Origin of the sequence: Rhodococcus sp. P1Y (assembly GCF_003641205.1) — a bacterium.
Taxonomy (GTDB): domain Bacteria; phylum Actinomycetota; class Actinomycetes; order Mycobacteriales; family Mycobacteriaceae; genus Rhodococcoides.
On sequence record NZ_CP032762.1, the window covers coordinates 4,732,955 to 4,751,471 of the forward strand.

Below are 18,517 nucleotides of genomic sequence, written 5' to 3' on the forward strand. Positions count from 1 at the left end.
TGCCCCCAGGGCCGAGCCCACAGTTCCCGCCGGGCTCGGCCTCGTGTTCAGACGGTCTTCGGCTCACCCAGCTTCACGAAGATCACTCCACCGAGAATAAGCGCCCCGCCGGCCACCTGGATCAGCCGGGGCGTTTCGCCGAGGAGTAGCCACGCGAAGAGGAGGGCCGACACCACTTCGGTCAGTCCGACGAACGAGGCGAGGCGCGAACCGAGGCGTCTGATCGCCGCGATGCCGCAGACGTAGGCCAGCGCCGCGGTCACCACACCGAGCCCGAGGATGGACAGCCACCACGGCATCGTCAGACCCGCGAGCAGCACGTCGTCGGCGTTGGCGACGAACGGAACGATCCCGACCACGCCCGCCAGCAGCAAAATAGCTCCGCCGCAGAGCAACCCGGCCGCGGCGAGGGTAAGTGGAGGCAGCCCATTGCCCTCGTCCGCGGACATGATCCAGTACACCGCGGCGCCGGCCATCGCGCCGAGTGCCCACAGCACCCCGATCGGATCGATGGATGCGCCTGCGACCAGATCGAGGACGAGAACCAACCCGACTGCCGCCAGAGCGGTACCCCCAACCGTTTTGCGAGTGGGTCGCTGCTTGTGGCGCAACCACATCCACCCGATCACCGCGACCGGGGACGTGAATTCGATGAGGATGGCGACACCGACCGGCATGTATCCGACAGCATTGAAGAACGCCAACTGACATCCGGCGACCGCGATGGCACCGTACGCGAGAATGATTCCGGCATTGCGCTTCAGCAGGATCCAGCGTCCGCGCAGCGCCAACGCACCAGGTATCAGAAGAACTGCCGCGGCAATGAGAATCCTGCCCGTGACCGCAGCCCCCGCCGACCACCCGGCGTCGAGCAGGCTTTTTGCCAATGGCCCCGACAGCCCGAATGCCGCCGACGACGCGACGGCGAGGCCGAGTCCCGACGCGATCCGGGACGGCGGGGAGGCGGTGATGTCATCAGTCAACGCGGTCATGGGTCATTACGATAAACAGAGCGCTGTAAGGTGTCAACATGGTTTTCACTCATGACACGGAAAGCGCGCTCGCCTCTGCCGTCGCTCTGGTGAACTCGGCCGAGGAACCCGATACGTTGACCAGCCGCGAACAGCTGTCGGCGTTCTTCATCGAGCAGGGCTACACCGGACGGTTCGACGGTGACCAGGCCGAACTCGATGCAGTGCGGGATCTACGACCCTCGCTTCGCCTGTTGCTCACAAGCGACCGCGACGCCGCGGTGGAACTCGTCAACGAGATCCTGGCCGGCGCCGACGCCCTGCCGCGCCTTGTACGTCACGGCGACATGGACTGGCATCTTCATGCCGTCAGCGACGACAGCCCGCTTGCGCAGCGAATCGCAGTCGAAACTGCGATGGCGATGATCGACGTCATCCGAGCCGACGAACTCTCACGCCTCGACCTCTGCGCCGCAGACTGCGACGGCATCGTTCTCGATCTCTCACGCAATCGTTCCCGCAAGTTCTGCAGTACTGCGTGCGGAAATCGAACCGCGGTGGCGGCGTACCGATCTCGGAACGCGGCTTCGCCGCCCGTGCGTGAATAAGTACCGCCGAACGTAGCTACCCACGCACGACCCTCGTGCGCGCGTAATTACCTCCGGGTGTCACTACGCGCGCACGGGCCGCGCAGCGGCACGCACCCACAGCGCCAGCGAGATCAGCGCCGCCACTTCGGCAACCACCAGGATTCGTTCGACGTAGCCGAGCGTGACGACGCGATACCACGGCGTGGAGGTCGTCAGGCCGATCACCAATGCGTAGACGATCGGCGACAAAGTGGCCACCGACAGCGCCGCCAACGACGCCGTCACCCGTGCCCAGGTCTTCCACCGGGTATCCCGAAGCCAGGGAATCGCGAACGCCAGCACGGCGATCGGAATACTCACGAACGCCACGGCTGCGCCGAGCCGGTGGATCGCTCCCCCGATCCCGAGCGTGGCGTCGTTGCTCCAGTCCTGCTTGGGCACTGCCACGACAGCAACGAGCCCAACCGTCCACAGCGTCAGCGCGATAGCGGCGACAGACGTCGCGGGCATAAGGGAGAACCGAATCGCCGAGACGAGAGTCGCCGCCGATCCTAGGGCAAGGGCCAGAACCCCTGCGGTGAACACCCACTGCTGCGCACCGAGCCCGTATTCGCTGATCGTCCGCCGCAGGTGTGCCGCGTTACTGGACGCGGTGTGCAGATCGAGTGCGAGAACGACGAATGCGCCGAGGACGATGGACAGTGCCCCGAACGAAGCAGGCCTGAGAATGCGGTGGGTATCGAGCGTCACCGCTTCCACTGTGCCCGAAAGTTCGACTCACGGCTCCCGAGCGGCGCGCACGTCACACACGTCGAACATGCCTCGCTCCACCGCATCCACGAGTAATCGGGGAAGCACGTACAGCAGATACGAGCGAAGCTTGTCGATGAGTGCGAGTCCGACCGCGCCGTGGGTGCTGAGGTAGGCAGTCAGGTGTCGATGATTCGGGTCGGGCACGGTCCGCAGGTCAGCAAGACCCGCCCAAGCCACGTCCGTTCGGTTGTACGTCAGTTCTTGCAGACGTTCCCACATGGCATCGGCAACCGCCTGGCGCAGGCGCTTGCCATCGACGTCCGCCGAGCACGTGCAGCGCGCGACCACGATCTCGCACACCGAGAGATACGGCGGGATCGGAGAGGTCATGAACGTCGACCATCTCGGGTCCGGCTGCGTGATATCGGGATCGACCATGCGGACCTACGACGACGTCATAGCTCGTCGAGTCCGATCAGTCCATCCTGAACGGCTCGCGCCAGCAACGCGGCCTTGGTCGACGCGGGCCGACCCACACCCGAGTATTTAGCGCGAATCCGGCTGAGGTGCGTATTGACGGTGCCTGGCGCAATGAAAAGAGCCTCGGATACCGCCGTCTTGTGGTCGTTCGTGATCCACGCAAGAAGTACTTCCACCTCTCGCGCGCTGAGGCCGGGGTCGGTGCGGCGGGGCGTCCAGGTGAAGGAAGAACTGAATCCGGTGAGGGAGGTGGCGACGCTCATAGCGATGTCCTTTTGTCCGGGCGACATCCGTCCTTCGACGGTGACGCGAGTGCGCGGGCAGTCACCATGCAATCCCAGCGTGGCCGACGGGTCACTCCGAGTAGTGAGTGCATCGACGCTCGAGTGACAGCAACCACTCTCATCGACGCTGGGAACTGCACGAACATGTCGTACAGTGACGATTCACAGGGGTCGATACGGGCATCAGGGGGTAGACGTTGGCCGAGGACGCAACACGAGTCCTGTTCGTCGATGCGGGTGTTCGCGCCCTCATCCAGCAGCCCCGGCAGGTACTCGAACGCGGACTTCGCAGCGAGGACATCGTCAATCAGGCGAACGCGTCGCAAGCCACCTTCTTCCGAAAGTTCAGCACCAAATCGGAGTTCATCGAAGCCGTCGTCGCCAAGCTCACCGAAGCGGAACGTAGTTCGGTCGACACCGTCAGGGACGACGTCCTAGCCCGAATGAAGGCAAACGAGGGCAACCTGCGCCCTACGGTCATTTCGCTGGTCGCGGACTCGTTCGCGAACCTCACCGACGAGGCGATCACGGCCACCGACTCCCTGGCCCGCGTCTTCGGCAATACCTACGCGATCAAGAGCAACTACGCGCGACGGGACGCCTTGGTGCTCGCAGTGTTCGAGGCCCTGTTCGAGAGAAGTGATGCCGCCCTGCGGCGACCGTTCACCACCCGCACGCTCGCGATGTCCGTCGTCGCCCTGCTCGACGGCTTCCGCATCCGCAGCAGCGCCGACCCAGCTGCAGTCACCGCCGACGTCGTGTCCGACGCGATCCTTGCTCTTCTGAGTTCTACGGTCGACACCTCGGGCGGCCACGAGCACCTCGACGACATGGTCGAGCCGATCGAAGGATCGGCGCCGAGGGCGGTTCCCCGAGACCCTCGTGCAGCCATCATCGCTGCAGCCCGCACCGAATTCGGCAAGCGGGGTTACTTCATGACACGTCTGGACGATATTGCCGACGACGCAGGCGTTCCTCGCGACGCGATGAAAAGGCTGTTTCCGACCAAGCCTCACATCCTCGTCGCCGCGCTGCAATCGAGGGTCGACGCGTTACGAGAGAGCGTTGCCGACGACCTGCTCATCGGTCTGGACGAGCTCACGATCATGAACAACTTTCTGCTTCGCTGCGCGCAACTCGCGGCCGACGAAAATGCGTTCATGGATGCACTTCTCGTCGCGGTCGCTCACGACACCTACGGCGAGCCCGAAGGGCTGTTGTCGGTCAAGCAGAAGCTGAACATCCCTGCCATCATCGGGCCGATCATTCAGCAAGGCCAGGACAACGGAACGCTCGCACCTATCGGCACTCCCGTCGACCTCGCGGCCGGAATCACCAACACATTGCTGATGCGATGCTTCACCCGGCGAAATGTCAGCCCCGAGGAGAATGCGACGTTCATCGGAAACCTATTGCTGCGCGGTCTGTCTCAGTAGACGACGCGATACCAGCCCTCGGTCTCGTCCGGCAACGGCTCCAGTTGGATTTCGGCCCCACCAGGTTTGTCGAACAACCGAGTTCCGTCGCCCAACAGGATCGGAACGGTGAAGACGAGAATCTCGTCGAGCAGCTGTTCCTCGATGCATTGACGGGCCACGTCGGCGCCGAGGATGTTGACGTAGTTCTCCCCTGCCGCGTTCTTTGCCCGATGCACGGCGTCGTGCAGATCGGTGGACACCTCGACGCCAGGGATCGGGTTGTCCGGAGGACGATGTGTCAGGAGTACAACCGGGCCGTCGTACTGGCCACCGAAGGCGCCTTCTGCGTCGGTCCCACGATTGGGATCGTCGCCGAAGAACGTCACTGCGCCGCAGAGAATTGCGCCGACCTGCGTCAGTAGCCGATCCGCTGTGTCGTTCTCCTCGCTCGCGTATTGGCTGAGCCACGACATGTCACCGCCGGCGCCCGCGATGAACCCGTCGAGCGACATGGTCGCCGAATACAGAAGCTTGGCCATGATGATCCTTTCCTAGGTCGTCATGATGTACGACTCGGAGAGCGGGCGAAGATCATCGTTGGATTGCCGACGGTGCGTGAATAGTGACACCCCGCGGTCATTACGCGCGCACGACCTGCTCACCGGGTCGTGCGCGGGTAATTACGTTCGGCTGTCACTACGCGCGCACGGGCGCGAAGCGCCTTTCGGCTACTATGACGCGCAGCATAGAACCGCTCGCCAACCCAGGAGCCCGATGTCCGACGCCACCGCCCCACACCCGTTCGACGACGCCCTCGAGCTGGAAAGACTCAGCCCCGGCACTTACATCGGTAGGACGTCTGCGCCGTACAACAACATGGTCGGGCCGTTCGGCGGGCTCACTGCAGCGACGTTCATCCGCGCGATCGAGAGGCACCCCGACCGCCTCGGCGACCCGATTTCTCTGACCATCAACTTCGCGGGACCGGTCGCCGAAGGCGAGTTCGAAATAACTACACGCGCGGTGCGTACGAACCGCAGCAATCAACACTGGTATCTCGAGCTCAGTCAGAACGGCGAGATCGCCACGACAGCAACAGCAGTGTTCGGTAAGCGTCGCGAAACGTGGGACGACGACGAAGCCACTGCCCCAGCAGCACCCGCGCCCTCCGAACTAGAGCTCGGTGGGTTCCCGGAGTTCATCGCCTGGGCTCGAAACTACGAGATGCGTTTCGCTGCAGGCGCATTGAGCGAGGAGAAGTCCGAGGACTCGACCATCACGCTGTGGGTTCGCGACACACCCTCCCGGCCATTGGACTTCGCCTCGCTCACCTCGATAGCGGACATCTTCTACCCGAGGGTCTTCCAGCGTCTCGGAACCTACGTTCCCGCAGGCACGATCTCACTGACCATCCACTACTTCGCTACAGCCGAGGATCTGAAAACGCAGGCCGATTCGTACGTCCTCGCCCATGCGCAGTCGCGTCGCTTCCACAAGGGCTACTTCGACCAGTCCGCCGAACTATGGGGAAGCGACGAGAAGCTTTTGGCCACAAGCCATCAGGTGGTGTACTACAAGGTCTGACGCGGGTCTACCAGCACCTTGGCGTGGACGCTTTTCCCGGAGTCGAGCTCGTCGAACATCGCAGTCAAGCCATCGAGTCCGATGGTTCCGGTGTGAAGCGACAGGACGTCGATTCGCTTCTCGGCGATCGCCGTCATCGATCCGACGAAATCCTCGTGCGAGTACGCGAGCGAGCCGATGACCGTCAGCTCCCGGCTCTGCCAGTCGCCGTAGCTGACCTGCGAATCGGTCCCGGGGTATCCGAGAAGTGACAGGATCCCTCCGCGCCGCACCAACTCGGCGGACGGCTGTAAAAGGCTTGCGACGCCGGTGCATTCGAAGAGCACGTCGGCACCGAGTCCATTGGTGGCCTCGCGGAGAACACGGTTCAGGTCAGCCGGTTCGACCACATCGGTGAAACCCAGTTTCACGGCCTGCTCGCGGCGGTGTGGTGACGGTTCCGAGACGATCACGCGTCCGGCGCCCGCATTTCGAGCGTGCTGAGCAGTCAACAGCCCTATTGGCCCGGCGCCCTGCACAACGACTGTGGATCCGAGTGTCATCGCAGTTCGCTTGACCGCGTGAAACGTCACCGTGGCAGGTTCGACGAGCGCGGCTTCTTCGTCGGTGAGTACATCGGGAACGGGGATGACCCTGCGTGCAGAGACCGACAACGTGGTACCGAACCCGCCGTGTGCAGGTGCGTCGTCAGTGATGCCGTTGGCCTCGGCGAACGCGAGATCGCACTGGGCAGCGTGCCCTGCCGTGCACTGAGGGCAGCGACCACAAGCGGGACCGACGCCGCCGACAACACGCTGACCGACAGCAATCGTCGTGACATCTCTGCCTACAGCGGTGACCGTTCCGGTCCATTCGTGACCGAACACCGCAGGCGGGAGGGCCGCCGAGGAGTACCCGTGGGTGTCGGTCGCGCAGATGCCGCAGTACCGAATATCGACGACTACACCGTCGTCCGCGGGCGTCGGCACCTGTGCTTCTTCGACGGTTTCCGCCTGTTCGGGGGCGACGATGCGCATGTAACGATTGGCTTCCAGCACGGACATGACGGCTACTTTCTTTATAGGCACTCCACCTAGGAACACCGCCATCCTACGCTCAGGCCATCTGGACGCCCGCGATCTCCTCCACCCCACCCTTGCCGTCGAACGACAGCTGCCGGAACGCCACCTTCTCGACGAAGAATCTGTCGTGACTCACCAGAATCACCGCACCCGGGAATGCCATGAGGGCGCGTTCGAGGACCTGAGTGCTCTGCAGGTCGAGGTGGTTGGTCGGTTCGTCGAGCACGATGACGCCTGCTCCGAACAGCAGGCATTGAGCCAACGCCACACGCGCCTTCTGCCCACCGGACAGCACACCGATCTTCGTCTTGAGGTCCATCTCGGAGAACTGAAGCAGGGTCAGAAAGCGATTGACTTCTTTCTTCGTCGCCGTCAGCGCAAGACTGTCCGGCATGGCGTTGACCGAGTGCGTGACGGTGTCGTCGGGGTCCAGATCGGCGAGCACACGGTTGTAGTAGATGAACGACGGCGCCTTCGTCTTCCACTTGATCTTGCCGCTGTCGGGTTTCTCGGCCTCGGTGAGGATGTCCACCAGAGTCGTCTTGCCACAGCCGTTCGGTCCGGTGATCGCAATCCGATCACCGCGGTGAACGGTGAACGAAACATCGCGAAAAAGTTGTTGATCTCCATAGCTTTTCGAGATCGACGTAACCTCGGCGAGGTTATCGGGAACATTGAGGCCCCCGTAGATGGCGGTCACGACGGTATCGACGGGCCTCGGATTTTTGCTTTTCTTGATGTTCGCGAGGCGACGCTTGAGGACACCGCTGGGGTTCTTGACCGCTTCCTTGCGGTCGCTGATCGCCTCCTGCTCGTAGGCGAGGAGCTGCTGTTCGTTGCTGAACTCGCGTTCGAGATTCTTGAGCCGGAACTGCTTCTGCACAACGTATTCGGAGTAGGAACCGTCGTAGCTCTGGAGGTGGTGGTTCTCGATCTCGACGATGCCGGTGACGACCTGCTCGAGAAACGCACGGTCGTGGGATACGACGAGCAGGGCGCCGCGGAAGTCGCGCAACCATCGTTCGAGCCATGCGATACCCGCGACGTCGAGAAAGTTGGTGGGTTCGTCGAGCAGCAGAACGTCGGGTGATTCGATCAGAATCTTGGCCAACGCTGCGCGGTTCCGCCAACCGCCGGACAACCGCTCGACGGGGAGTTCGCGTCGTTCTGCGGTGAAGCCGAGCATCGACAGCACGGTGTCGATCTGCTGGTGATAGGTCCAGCCGCCGCTGTTCTCCATCGCGTCCAGCAGTTCGGCCTGGCGGTCGACGAGCTTGTACATCTGCTTCTCGTCGAGATCACCGCCGAGCGCGGCTTCCACCTCGGCGAGTTCGGTCTCGATCGCGTGGACAGCAGTGAACAGCGATTCGAGCTCGGCCTGGATGCTGCGTCCACCGTCGAGTTCCGAGAACTGCGAGAAGTACCCGATCCGCGCGCCCTCGGTGACGTCGACGGTGCCGGAATCAGGCGTCTCTCGGCCGAGAAGCAGTTGCAGCAGCGTTGTCTTGCCGGTGCCGTTTCGGCCGATCAGACCCACACGATCACCGTCGGCGAGCTTGAAGAACACCTCGCGCAGCATCACCTTCCCGTCGTATCCCTTGGCAACGTCGTTCAGGCGAATCCAACTCAACGAAATACAACTCCTGGGAATGTGACGGGTGGTGACGGCTCACTCTATCGGTCGGCAATCGCGCGTCCTTAACAAAACGAATGGTATGACTAATCGGTGTCCACACAAGCGAGCAACGTCGACGACAACACACCGCCGGGTCGGCACAACACCCTCATGACGGCGCTCGTCATCACCTCGATCGTGGCAACCGGCATCGTCGTCGCAGGCCTCACCGCAACACCGGAGGAACCCGCGCTGACGGTTCAGCCCGTTACCCCGACTCCCACCGAGCCCCTCCCGCCCGTCGAGGAGTACGTGGTGGTCTATCCGGAGGTCGAGTATCCGACGGCGATTCCGGGGTGCGACACCGTCGACGAACCGATCGAGCCTCAGTATTCGTCGTATGCATCGAACGGTGAGGAGTTGTACGACAATCCGGTCGCGCCATGGTTCAGCGGCCCGAAAGCTCATCTGATGTCGGCCGCTTTGGTCGCCGCATTACCTGCGGACACAACGTTTTCCCGCAACACTGTTCCGTACTTCGGACCGATTCCCATGATCGAGGGCTCGGGCGAGGAGGACCCGGTCGACTCCACCAGCGCGTACGCCGACATCTCGGTCGACGGCAAGTCCGGGTATTTCAGCGTCGGCGTCGCACAGACCGCCCGCGGCGTCCCGTCCTGTGTCGCCGGCAACCTCGACGAACGAAAATCGCTGCCCGACCGCACCGTCGTCGACACCGATGACACCTGGCGGGAGGTGAACGGCGCCCGTACGTACGAGCGGTCTGCCACGGCCTATCGCACCGACGGATCGTGGATCACGGTGTACGTCTCCGGCGCCGACCAGCAGAGCGAGCTGCCCTTGTCACTCGAAGAAGCGACTCGAATCGCCCTCGATCCAGGGCTCGCCACGACGCCCGCCCCTCCCGCCGGGACCCCGGGCAACGTCGCGGAATGCACGTACGGCGCGGCGACCGACAGCGGACGTCTCTACTCGGCATCCGAGACCGAAGTGCTGAACACCGCTTTGCAACGCGCCGATACCGGAGCGTTGGTTCCGTCGCCGCCGCTCGGCGCCCTGACCACTGGCTCCTGGGCAGGCGGGCTATGCCAACTCGTCGACAGCGCTGCCGGACGTTTGTCGGTGTCGTTCGGCGATACCCCCGCTCCGGCTGCGGGCGATTCCGACTCTGTTCCGTTGAATCCTGGTTCGTTCGGCGGCGGCACGTCGGTCTCGGTCACCACCCCTTCCGGCAAGGGCGTCACGGTCGAGACCGAACAGCCCTGGGATCCAACAGATTTGGAACGAATTGCCTCGACTCCCGGATTGGACCTACCGTGAATCAGACTGCCCGCCTGACGATAGCGGCCGGCGTCGCCGCGGTGAGCGTGGTCGCTGCGGGAGTCGTACTGGCGCAGGACCGCACGACGACGATCAAGCGGGTCACCGACGCATCTCCGGCGGCACCCGGTCTCGCCTGGTCGACCACACCTTCCGACCTCGGCGTCGAAGGAGCAATGTTCGCCGACCCGCGGACGGGCTCGGAGTACTCGTGGGGCGTCGGTTCTATCCACATCGACGACACCCTGATCACTCTCGCCGTGGTTCCAGACGAGTATCTCGGCAACTCGGACGCACACATGATCGGGCTCGACGCGCACACCGGTGACAAGAAATGGTTGACGCCGGCGCCCGGATTGGCCGCATGCTCGGAACAGCCTTTGGACGGCCAACTCGTGTGCCACCGTCCGTCGTACGGCGAGCAAACTGGTCTGGTCACCTTCGACGTCGAGACCGGCGAGTCCCGCGAATTCGACACCGCGTCAGAAATTTTCGCGGCAACAGTAGCCAACGAACGCCTGTACGTCGCCGAAGGCGATCTGGAAGGCGCCGAGGTCACTCTGCATCGCGGGACACTCGAAGATTTCGACGCCGACTGGAGTGAGCCGATCTATGTGTGGGCGGGGTGGGAGGACCAGTATGCGGACCAACTGAAAGTCGGGTCCGAGGTGGGTTACTTCGACCTCGGCGGCGGATTCGCGACCTTCGACGCGGTGACGGGCCGCGAGACATGGTCGACGGATGTGCTCGACGACTGTCTGACAGCTCAGTACCGAACCGCGGGCGACCTCGCGATCGCATCGACGTACGAGTGCGGCAGCACCTCCGGCGAGGTCACCGGGACAACCGCATTCACTCGGGACGGCGACGTTCTGGCCAGCCGCGAGGGACCGGCCGTGCACAGCCTGTCCACCGACCAGCCGTCGGACATCTCGATTCCCGTCGTGTTGGGCGACGCCGCTTTCGACCGAACCACCGGAGAACAGCTGTGGCAGAACGACCTTCTCGTATTCGACTATCCCGGTGACGAATACAACGAACCGCGCACGCAGGGAACCCTGACCGCTGTCATCGGCGACGTGGGTCTACTCGGATTCGACGGCAGCACCATCGGTATCGATCTACGCACCGGTGAGCAGCTCTGGAGAACGGCTGAGACGCGTTCGCTCATCGGCACGGACGCCGACACCGTCATCTTCTCGTCCGGCAGCGAACTCGGCGCAGTCGATGTGCGCACCGGTTCGGTCCTGTGGACACTCGAGCCGGGCAAGCTTGCACCCGACGCCGACTCCTCGCTCGACACTTTCGTCGAAGGCAGCGGTGGCTCGTACCTTCTGCAGTCCGGGTCCACAGTGGTGAAGCTGGAGCCGCTGCCCTGACTTGTCGGTCAGCGCACGGATCGGTCTGGCTCCCCACGAAACCGTGAGACGCTGCCGTCGATGCGGAGCTTCTTCCACAGGTATCGTGATGCGCGGTTCATCATTCCGAGTTCGACTGCGAGCATGCGGACGTCACCGAAGTACGACTGCAATTGCTCACTCCCAGTCGGCCCGTCCCAGTAAGCCTCTTTGACTATTTCGCGCGGAATTCCCAGGTCTTTCGCGAGTTTTCGCGAGGGGGCCATGATCACTCCGGCGAGCCAGCGCATGATGATCGGCGTCGACACCGACACAAGCCATTTCGTCGCCCGGCCCTGGTTCGGATAATGCTGACGAAGGAAGTGGTGCGCAAACGAGATGTGCCGAGCTTCCTCGGCGATGTGAATCTCCATGGTGCGCAACATTGCCGGCGGAACGTCCTTGCCCTGACGGATGACTTCCTTCTGCCAGTGATCGATCGGCTCCTCCCCAGCCAGGATCCCGACGAAGAAGATCAGCGGGAGCGAGGCCCCCAGCATCCCCATCACCGGCGATGCCAGGCGGAAGTCGGTGCGCATGCCCGGCACATCGGCGCCCGACCTGTTCACCAGCTCCTGGAACATCTGGATGTGGTTGCACTCCTCGGTGATCTCGTGGAGGCAGTATCGGAACTCGAGCGAATTGTTCGGCATCGCCATGATGAACTGCATCATTCCGCGGATAAGGATGCTCTCGAAGGCCGCGCCGACCTTGACTGCGTTGATCAGCAGATGATGGCCGATCTCGATTCGACGATCCGCCGGTAAGCCCTGATACCAGGCTGTACCGCCGAGAGGGTGGTAGTCGGGCAGCGCCCACCTGGGATCGTCGGGAGTCATCTGGAACTCGGCCGAGTCCCAGTCGATGTCCAGGTAGGGATCGAAGTTCCGCCTGACCGACCCCTCCGACAGCACGTCGAGCATCTCTCGATAGGACTCGACGGATGGCCTCGTATCCACGACGGTGCGACGACGCTTCTTGCTGCGACTAACGGTAACCATGCGCCCTCTTTCTCTCCAGATACTTGGCTTCGACGTGGTCCGAGCTCGACCATGCGAAAACAAGCTACGTTGCTGGTAATCCAAGTTACACACAACCTGCATGGATGGGAAGGGTGCGCACATACGACGAAGCCCGGACGCAGCAACGGTCGCTGCGTCCGGGCTTGATGCCTGGGCTTGATCTATCCGGTGACGCCGGTCAGCTCGTTCGGGGTGTGCGCGAGCTCCCCCGTTGCCGAGATGGTTCCGGACGCCAAGTCGACGGCATGGACGGAGTCCGTGGCCGGCTCGGAGACGTACGCGGTGCCGTCCTGGACGAACAGCGCCGGACGCGGTTCCTGCCACTTGACGGGCTCTTCCCACGCGCCGACGACGGGGATGGTCTTGGTGACGGCCTTGGTGTTCACGTCGATCACATGAAGCGCACCGTCGGTGCCGAGCACGATCGCCTCACCGTTCGGTCCACGCCCGAGCGAGCGAAACGTGTAGCTGGTGCCGAGGTCGACGAGGGTGAGCTCGCCAGTCGCCGTGTCGGTGAGCGAGACGCGCGTCGGACGCTCGAGTTCGGCGTCGGGATCGGTCTTGTAGTCACCCAGGAGAACGGGCGAATTTTCGTCGCCGGCCTGGTTTCCGATGCGGCCGTAGGCATCCGGACTCTGCACCTTGCTGATCGTGCCGTCGCGGTAGATGAGCAGGCCATCCTGGCACCCTACGACGACGGTTTCGTTCGCGGCGACGGCCTCACCGTGCACGCCGGGGCAGTCTTCGTTTCGAGCGATCTCGTTGCGGTCGGCGTCGAGTACGACGATGCCGGTGCGCTCGTCCTCGTTACCGACGGTAGTCAGCAGCGATCCGTCCGAAAGCTCCACGGCTACACCGTGATGAGCTTCCGGGGTGGTGTAGGACTCGGCTTCGGGCTTGGTGCCCTCCAACAATGCAGCGGACTCGAACACCTCGACCTTGCCGGTACCGTCGTCGAACAACACGGTCTTACCGTCGTGACGCACGACGTGACCGGGAGTGGTGGCGTCGAACTTGATGTCGGTCAGCGCGGGCGTCGAGGTGTAGTACTGCGAACCCTCGGTCCACGTTCCAGCGTCCAGGGCGGTGAACGCACCCGATCCGCTCACGAACACGTGGCGTCCGTCGCCGGCCGGGTTGAGCCGAGTGAAACCGTCGATGCCGGTGATGTCCTCGACGGTGTCCAATGTCGTGGCATCGAGAATCAGAACTCCGCCGTCGTAGCTGGTGGCGATCCGGGGAGTTGCCTGCGACACGCTCTCCGCGGCAGCGGTTTCGGTAGGCGCGTCGGCGGCTGCGTCGGTCGAGGATTCGGATGAACAGGCTGCGAGCAGTGCAACCGAGGTGCCCAACGCGACGACTGCGCCGAGCGAACGATAGGAGCGAATGGTCTTCATACACAAAGAAGTACAGGTCTTTGCAAATGATTGTCAAAGCCTATAGTGCGCACAGTTGCATGTGTGGCGCTCCGCGCCCGTGCGCGCGTAGTTACGCCCCGACGTAACTACGCGCGCACGGGGAGAGGTCAGCTCAAGCCTGCCGCGATTGCCGTCGAGTTGAATTCCATCATCTTCAGATAGGTAGGGGCTTCGGAGTTTTCGTCTCCGAGCGATTCGGTGAAGAGCTTCACAACCTCGACCTGCACGCCCGCTTCCGACGCCATCACCTGTGCGAGCCGATCCGGCTGAGAGGAGTCGACGAAGATCGTGCGCACGCCTGCACCTCGGACGGTGCTTGCGAGGTCGGACAAGTCCGATGCACTCGGCGATGCGAGCGTCGTTCCACTGGGGATTACCGCACCGATCACCTCGAAGTCGTACCGATCGGCCAGGTACCCGAAGACGTGATGATTCGTCACCAGCTTCCGTTGCTCGGGCGCTATGGCGCCGAACTGCTCGGACATTCGGGCGTCCGATTCGACGAGCCGCGAATCGTATTCCGCTGCAGCGTCGTCGACGTTCACACCCTCGACGTTCGAGTTGACGGCGTCGCGGATGAGACTGACGACGGCGCGCATTCGCTCCGGATCTGTCCAGATGTGCGGGTCCTCGGCGCCGGACGACTGCCCACTCGCGTACTGGATCGGATCAGCCGCCGGTCCTGCTTCGATCACCTCGATACCCTCCGATCGCGCGGCGTCGATGGTTTTCGCAACGCCTTCCTCCAGCCCGAGACCGTTGGCTATCAGCAGGTCGGCGGATTCCACGCGGGCAGCTTCCGAAGCGGAGATCTCGAACGAGTGCGGATCCGAGTTCGGGGGCATCAACACCAGGACATCCGCCTGATCCCCGACGATGTTCGAGGTGATGTCACCGAGGATGTTGGTCGTCACGACGATGACGGGTTTACCCGAACTCCCGGTGCTGGAACAGCCGGCCAGAGCAAGCGCGGCGACGATTAAGAGCAGAAGCTTTTTCACGATCCCACCACGCCGATCGACGCAGGCGAGAAGCCGATGTCGAAGGTCCGAGCGAGTCGGCCCGAATCGCGGTAGTCGATTTCGAGGACGGTGTCGGCCGCCGGATCGGAGACGTAGGCGCGGGTACCGGCGACCTGCATCGTCGGTTCGGGATCGCCGTCCTTCCACCGGGCGCCGAGCACCGGCGTCGAAGACAGTTCTGCCCCGGTCACCGCGTCGAAGACCCGGAACGTGCCGTCGGCCTGAATGGAAAACACTGTCTTCCCGTCACTCGAGATTCCCGACGCCAGTGCCTCGTCCGCCGTTCGGGCCGAGGTCCACTCCCCTGACCTGGTGTCGAGCACGAGCACACCGGTGGCAGTCGGCGCTGTGACGAGCGATCCCCTGGTGCCGTGTTCGAGCGACCATGCCCTGACGTCAGCAGTCGGGTAGGCGAATTTGGCGGTAGTGAAATCCGAGTCGACTTTCAGTACCCCGTCCGCACATGCGACGACGAAGTAGTTCGAGAAAACCGCTTCACCGTGCATTTCGGGACAGCTTCCGTCCAGTGCTTTCACGACTTCGCCTGCCTCGTTGCGCAGTTCGAGCCCGGTCGGGAGGTCCTCTTCGGTGCCGCCCGTCGAGACGACGAAGTGGTCGGCCAGGGCACCGCGATGCCATGGTGCGGTTCGCTGTCGATCGTCGCCGCAACCGTCGATTCACCCTTGCTGAGGGAATCGAAGTCGACGACCTCGGCGGTACCGCTGCCATCGAAGAACACCGCAACCTTCCGGTCCCCCGCAATGACGTGAACTGGCTTGTCGCCGTTCACCGTTCCGATCTCACCGGGATCTTTGGTGTACGAGTGAGTGTGGTCGCCGTGGTCGATGGTCCACGATCCCGGATCCAGCAGACGCGCACTCTCGTCATCGGTGGCGACCACGTATCGATTGTTGACAGTCGTGAGACTGGCCGGGTTCTCGCCGTCGAACGTGTGCACGGACTCTTCCGTCGCGACATCGATGACCTCGATGCGCCCGGAGTCGGCGTCGGCGATCACGAGTCGGGGCTCGGGCCCCTCGACCTCGGTCGATCCAGCTTCGGCCGCCAGGTCACTGCCCGCGCGTGCAGCGCCGGTCGACGGTTCCTCCGTGGGCTGTTCTGCACTGCTGCACCCCGCAATGGTTAGGGCGACGACGCCGACGGTCAGAACACTCTTGCGCGCGAACACAGACTCCCCTATCAGGAATGATAACGATTGTCGTTAATGTTAAACCATTGTTCAAGGTTCACTCACATTGGCCGTCCGGGGGGTGACCGAATGTCTCATTCGGTCACTTGGCCGGACCGAATGTCTCATTCGGTCACCTGGCCGGACCGAATGTCCGTCTCAGTCACTCAGAGTGTGCGACTGTCTCATTCGGTCACCCGCGCACTAGCGACCGACTCATTCGGTCACCCCGAGCACTAGCGAACGACTCATTCGGTCACCCCGAGCACCCGCCCGCCCCGGACCCACGACCCCGCGCAGATTTGACGCCCGCAATGAGGAAGAACTGCAGCACAGCAAGTCCGGCGATGGTGGCGCCGGCTGCGGTGTTGGCATGCCAGGACACCAGCAGTCCGACGAAGGTGGCCGACCATCCGAAGAGTATTGCGATCACCATCGACGGCACGATCGACCGCCCGAACAGGAAGGCCGTCGCCGAGGGTGCGACGAGCAAGCCGAACACCAACAGTGTCCCGACGATCCGGAACGACGCGACCACCGCCAGCACCACCAAGGCCAGCAGAACGATGTGTGCAAGGCGCGGACGGAAGCCGAATGTCTGGGCTTTGCGCTCGTCGAACACCAGCGCCACGAACGGTCGGTACATCACCACGGACACCACCAGCGCCACGATCGCTGCGATCGACAGAAACACCAGGTCCGCAGACGTCGCGGACAGCACGTCGCCGAACAGGAACGACGTCAGGTCCACCGCGAAGGACCGGGCGCGGGAAACGATGACCACCCCCAGTGCGAGCATGCCGACGAACAGCAGTCCGATTCCGGTGTCCTCGGACAGCTTGGAATTGCGCGATACCCAGGCCACTCCGCCGATCATGACGACCGCACTCACCGCCGCGCCGATCAGCAAATTGGCGCTCATCAGGTACGCGATCGCCACGCCGGGGAGCATTCCGTGCGACACTGCGTCACTGAGAAAAGCCATGCCGCGCAACACGACCCACGTCCCCACCAGCGCGCAGAGTATCGACACGAGCATGCCCGCCCACAGGGCGCGCTGCACGAACGACACAGCGAAGGGGTCCAGTAGCCAGTCCACGGCGCTGAACCCTATGCGATAATGGTTGTCGTGAGCGAATCGGTGTCAGTGCACTCCCTGTCCGTGCGATACGGGTCGACCATCGCATTGCACGACGTCGATGCCTCCTTCGAACCCGGAACAGCCACCGCACTCGTCGGGCACAACGGGTCCGGCAAATCGACGCTTCTGCAGTCCCTCGCCGGGATCATCAGACCCTCGTCGGGCAGCGTGCGCACAGGTCGTCGACGCGTCAGCTACGTCCCGCAGCGCAGCGACGTCAACGACCGTATGGCGTTGACCGTCGGCGAGGTCGTGGCGATGGGCACATGGCCGAGACGCGGAATCCTCGGCCGCGCCACCGCAGCGGATCGACGCGCCGTCGACGACGCCATCGCCAGACTCCAACTGACGCATCTCGAGTCACGGCGACTCTCCGACCTATCCGGCGGCCAACGCCAACGCGCACTTCTCGCGCAGGCTCTCGTCGAGAACGGCGATCTCGTCCTTCTCGACGAGCCGACGACGGGTCTCGACGCCGAAGCCCGCGAGATCATCAACGGCGTCGTCGACGACGAGGTGTCCCGCGGGGCCGTCGTGGTCATGGCCACTCACGACGTCGACGATGCGCGTCGCGCCGATGCCACCATCACCCTGGGACGAGGAGAGATTCTGTCCGTGGGGTGACGACTGCCGGGTCCCGCCCCGAGAGCAGATCCAGTATCGCCTTCGGGCGCGCCAACCACTCTCGTCCGAAATTGCGCAGCAGCGCAAGGCGATTGCACTCGCACGCGGCGTCGATTCCATCGGTATCGATTCCCGCGTCACGACACAGTGCTACGGCCCGCGAAACGTGCAGGCCTTGGCTTACGACCAGAGCCCGTTCGACGCCGAAGGTCTGGGACGCCCGCGCGCAGGAATCGTAGGTGTCGAGTCCGTAGTCGTCGCCGACGATGACGTCAGGATCGATTCCTGCATCGACCAAGTACTCCGTCATCGCCTCGATCTCGTTGCCGGAGCGGCCGTTCGCATCCCCGGACACCAGTATCGCCCTCGCCTGTCCCGAATCCACCAGCGCGACCGCGGCATCGAGCCGTCCGGACAGATACTTCATCGGCTTGCCGTCGCGTACTTGTGAACCCAGAACGATCACCACCGGAGCCTCGGGAGCGTCCGCGATTTCGTGCACTCGCCCGAACGAGACGAAGGCGATCCACGCAGCCGACCCGAGCACAACGACGAGAACCCCGACCACCCCGACGACGAGAACCCGAACGACCGTCCTGAACATGCA

The 18,517-nt window shown here is 63.4% G+C and carries 20 protein-coding genes; 6 read left to right on the forward strand and 14 right to left on the reverse strand.

Features of this window, described 5'->3' with window-relative positions; translation table 11 throughout:
• Positions 1-47: 47 nt before the first annotated feature.
• Positions 48-992, reverse strand: coding sequence for an EamA family transporter (locus D8W71_RS21765; protein WP_121116474.1), 945 nt, complete (start codon positions 990-992; stop codon positions 48-50).
• Positions 993-1,030: 38 nt separating this feature from the next.
• Between D8W71_RS21765 and D8W71_RS21770 the strand changes: the two genes are divergently transcribed.
• Complete coding sequence (locus D8W71_RS21770) at positions 1,031-1,579, forward strand: CGNR zinc finger domain-containing protein (RefSeq protein WP_121116476.1); 549 nt, start codon at positions 1,031-1,033, stop codon at positions 1,577-1,579.
• 63 nt (positions 1,580-1,642) lie between these two features.
• Here the strand turns inward: D8W71_RS21770 and D8W71_RS21775 are convergent, their stop codons facing one another.
• The 3 genes from D8W71_RS21775 to D8W71_RS21785 all read right to left on the reverse strand — a co-directional run bounded on the left by D8W71_RS21775 (position 1,643) and on the right by D8W71_RS21785 (position 3,057).
• Complete coding sequence (locus tag D8W71_RS21775) at positions 1,643-2,311, reverse strand: DUF998 domain-containing protein (RefSeq protein ID WP_236077552.1); 669 nt, start codon at positions 2,309-2,311, stop codon at positions 1,643-1,645.
• 27 nt (positions 2,312-2,338) lie between these two features.
• A complete protein-coding gene (locus tag D8W71_RS21780; RefSeq protein ID WP_153275411.1) occupies positions 2,339-2,704 on the reverse strand; it encodes a hypothetical protein in 366 nt (121 codons plus the stop codon).
• A 65-nt stretch (positions 2,705-2,769) separates the two neighbouring features.
• Positions 2,770-3,057 (reverse strand): helix-turn-helix transcriptional regulator, encoded by a 288-nt coding sequence (locus tag D8W71_RS21785; protein ID WP_328588804.1) that lies wholly within the window; start codon positions 3,055-3,057, stop codon positions 2,770-2,772.
• A 218-nt stretch (positions 3,058-3,275) separates the two neighbouring features.
• Here D8W71_RS21785 and D8W71_RS21790 point away from each other — a divergent pair, with 218 nt between their 5' ends.
• Complete coding sequence (locus D8W71_RS21790) at positions 3,276-4,514, forward strand: TetR/AcrR family transcriptional regulator (RefSeq protein ID WP_121116484.1); 1,239 nt, start codon at positions 3,276-3,278, stop codon at positions 4,512-4,514.
• On the opposite strand, the gene D8W71_RS21795 is transcribed toward D8W71_RS21790, so the two are convergent.
• Entirely contained in the window at positions 4,508-5,035 is a 528-nt protein-coding gene (locus tag D8W71_RS21795; protein ID WP_121116486.1) for a dihydrofolate reductase family protein, read from the reverse strand. The two genes, D8W71_RS21790 and D8W71_RS21795, sit on opposite strands and share 7 nt — an antisense overlap.
• Before the next feature lie 235 nt (positions 5,036-5,270).
• Here D8W71_RS21795 and D8W71_RS21800 point away from each other — a divergent pair, with 235 nt between their 5' ends.
• Positions 5,271-6,080 carry an acyl-CoA thioesterase gene (locus D8W71_RS21800; RefSeq protein WP_121116488.1) on the forward strand — a complete coding sequence of 270 codons (810 nt, stop codon included), beginning with the start codon at positions 5,271-5,273 and terminating at the stop codon, positions 6,078-6,080.
• On the opposite strand, the gene D8W71_RS21805 is transcribed toward D8W71_RS21800, so the two are convergent.
• The gene (locus D8W71_RS21805) at positions 6,068-7,123 is read right to left on the reverse strand and encodes a zinc-dependent alcohol dehydrogenase (RefSeq protein ID WP_121116490.1); all 1,056 of its coding nucleotides are present in this window, start codon (positions 7,121-7,123) and stop codon (positions 6,068-6,070) included. The genes D8W71_RS21800 and D8W71_RS21805 overlap by 13 nt on opposite strands.
• A gap of 52 nt (positions 7,124-7,175) precedes the next feature.
• Complete coding sequence (locus D8W71_RS21810) at positions 7,176-8,771, reverse strand: ABC-F family ATP-binding cassette domain-containing protein (protein ID WP_236077553.1); 1,596 nt, start codon at positions 8,769-8,771, stop codon at positions 7,176-7,178.
• A gap of 96 nt (positions 8,772-8,867) precedes the next feature.
• Between D8W71_RS21810 and D8W71_RS27490 the strand changes: the two genes are divergently transcribed.
• Together D8W71_RS27490 and D8W71_RS21820 are read left to right on the forward strand one after the other, a co-directional pair.
• Complete coding sequence (locus D8W71_RS27490) at positions 8,868-10,097, forward strand: hypothetical protein (protein ID WP_161965487.1); 1,230 nt, start codon at positions 8,868-8,870, stop codon at positions 10,095-10,097.
• Positions 10,094-11,476 carry an outer membrane protein assembly factor BamB family protein gene (locus D8W71_RS21820; protein WP_161965488.1) on the forward strand — a complete coding sequence of 461 codons (1,383 nt, stop codon included), beginning with the start codon at positions 10,094-10,096 and terminating at the stop codon, positions 11,474-11,476. Before D8W71_RS27490 ends, D8W71_RS21820 begins: the two co-directional genes overlap by 4 nt.
• An 8-nt stretch (positions 11,477-11,484) precedes the next feature.
• On the opposite strand, the gene D8W71_RS21825 is transcribed toward D8W71_RS21820, so the two are convergent.
• From D8W71_RS21825 to aztB, 6 genes are all read right to left on the reverse strand, one after another.
• Complete coding sequence (locus D8W71_RS21825) at positions 11,485-12,417, reverse strand: AurF N-oxygenase family protein (protein WP_121116496.1); 933 nt, start codon at positions 12,415-12,417, stop codon at positions 11,485-11,487.
• Positions 12,418-12,677: 260 nt separating this feature from the next.
• A complete protein-coding gene (aztD, locus tag D8W71_RS21830) occupies positions 12,678-13,913 on the reverse strand; it encodes a zinc metallochaperone AztD (protein ID WP_121116498.1) in 1,236 nt (411 codons plus the stop codon).
• Positions 13,914-14,041: 128 nt separating this feature from the next.
• Positions 14,042-14,935 (reverse strand): zinc ABC transporter substrate-binding protein AztC, encoded by an 894-nt coding sequence (aztC, locus tag D8W71_RS21835; RefSeq protein ID WP_121116500.1) that lies wholly within the window; start codon positions 14,933-14,935, stop codon positions 14,042-14,044.
• Positions 14,932-15,492, reverse strand: coding sequence for a hypothetical protein (locus tag D8W71_RS28050; protein ID WP_236077554.1), 561 nt, complete (start codon positions 15,490-15,492; stop codon positions 14,932-14,934). The genes aztC and D8W71_RS28050 overlap by 4 nt, the downstream gene beginning before the upstream one ends.
• Complete coding sequence (locus D8W71_RS28055; protein ID WP_236077555.1) at positions 15,489-16,145, reverse strand: hypothetical protein; 657 nt, start codon at positions 16,143-16,145, stop codon at positions 15,489-15,491. The genes D8W71_RS28050 and D8W71_RS28055 overlap by 4 nt, the downstream gene beginning before the upstream one ends.
• 256 nt (positions 16,146-16,401) lie before the next feature.
• Positions 16,402-17,244, reverse strand: coding sequence for a zinc ABC transporter permease AztB (aztB, locus tag D8W71_RS21845; protein ID WP_121116502.1), 843 nt, complete (start codon positions 17,242-17,244; stop codon positions 16,402-16,404).
• 21 nt (positions 17,245-17,265) lie between these two features.
• Between aztB and aztA the strand changes: the two genes are divergently transcribed.
• Positions 17,266-17,910, forward strand: coding sequence for a zinc ABC transporter ATP-binding protein AztA (gene aztA, locus D8W71_RS21850; RefSeq protein WP_121116504.1), 645 nt, complete (start codon positions 17,266-17,268; stop codon positions 17,908-17,910).
• Here the strand turns inward: aztA and D8W71_RS21855 are convergent.
• Positions 17,873-18,514: a SanA/YdcF family protein gene (locus D8W71_RS21855; RefSeq protein WP_121116506.1), complete on the reverse strand. Its 642-nt coding sequence runs from the start codon at positions 18,512-18,514 to the stop codon at positions 17,873-17,875. The two genes, aztA and D8W71_RS21855, sit on opposite strands and share 38 nt — an antisense overlap.
• Between the last annotated feature and the right edge of the window lie 3 nt (positions 18,515-18,517).

Coding starts and splice junctions, on each gene's coding strand:
- D8W71_RS21805 (WP_121116490.1), bottom strand. CDS start 7,123: ATGTCCGTGCTGGAAGCCAATCGTTACATGCGCATCGTCGCCCCCGAA.
- D8W71_RS21795 (WP_121116486.1), bottom strand. CDS start 5,035: ATGGCCAAGCTTCTGTATTCGGCGACCATGTCGCTCGACGGGTTCATC.
- aztA (WP_121116504.1), top strand. CDS start 17,266: ATGGTTGTCGTGAGCGAATCGGTGTCAGTGCACTCCCTGTCCGTGCGA.
- D8W71_RS21825 (WP_121116496.1), bottom strand. CDS start 12,417: ATGCTCGACGTGCTGTCGGAGGGGTCGGTCAGGCGGAACTTCGATCCC.
- D8W71_RS21855 (WP_121116506.1), bottom strand. CDS start 18,514: ATGTTCAGGACGGTCGTTCGGGTTCTCGTCGTCGGGGTGGTCGGGGTT.
- D8W71_RS21770 (WP_121116476.1), top strand. CDS start 1,031: ATGGTTTTCACTCATGACACGGAAAGCGCGCTCGCCTCTGCCGTCGCT.
- aztD (WP_121116498.1), bottom strand. CDS start 13,913: ATGAAGACCATTCGCTCCTATCGTTCGCTCGGCGCAGTCGTCGCGTTG.
- D8W71_RS21800 (WP_121116488.1), top strand. CDS start 5,271: ATGTCCGACGCCACCGCCCCACACCCGTTCGACGACGCCCTCGAGCTG.
- D8W71_RS21765 (WP_121116474.1), bottom strand. CDS start 992: ATGACCGCGTTGACTGATGACATCACCGCCTCCCCGCCGTCCCGGATC.
- D8W71_RS21785 (WP_328588804.1), bottom strand. CDS start 3,057: ATGAGCGTCGCCACCTCCCTCACCGGATTCAGTTCTTCCTTCACCTGG.
- D8W71_RS21780 (WP_153275411.1), bottom strand. CDS start 2,704: ATGACCTCTCCGATCCCGCCGTATCTCTCGGTGTGCGAGATCGTGGTC.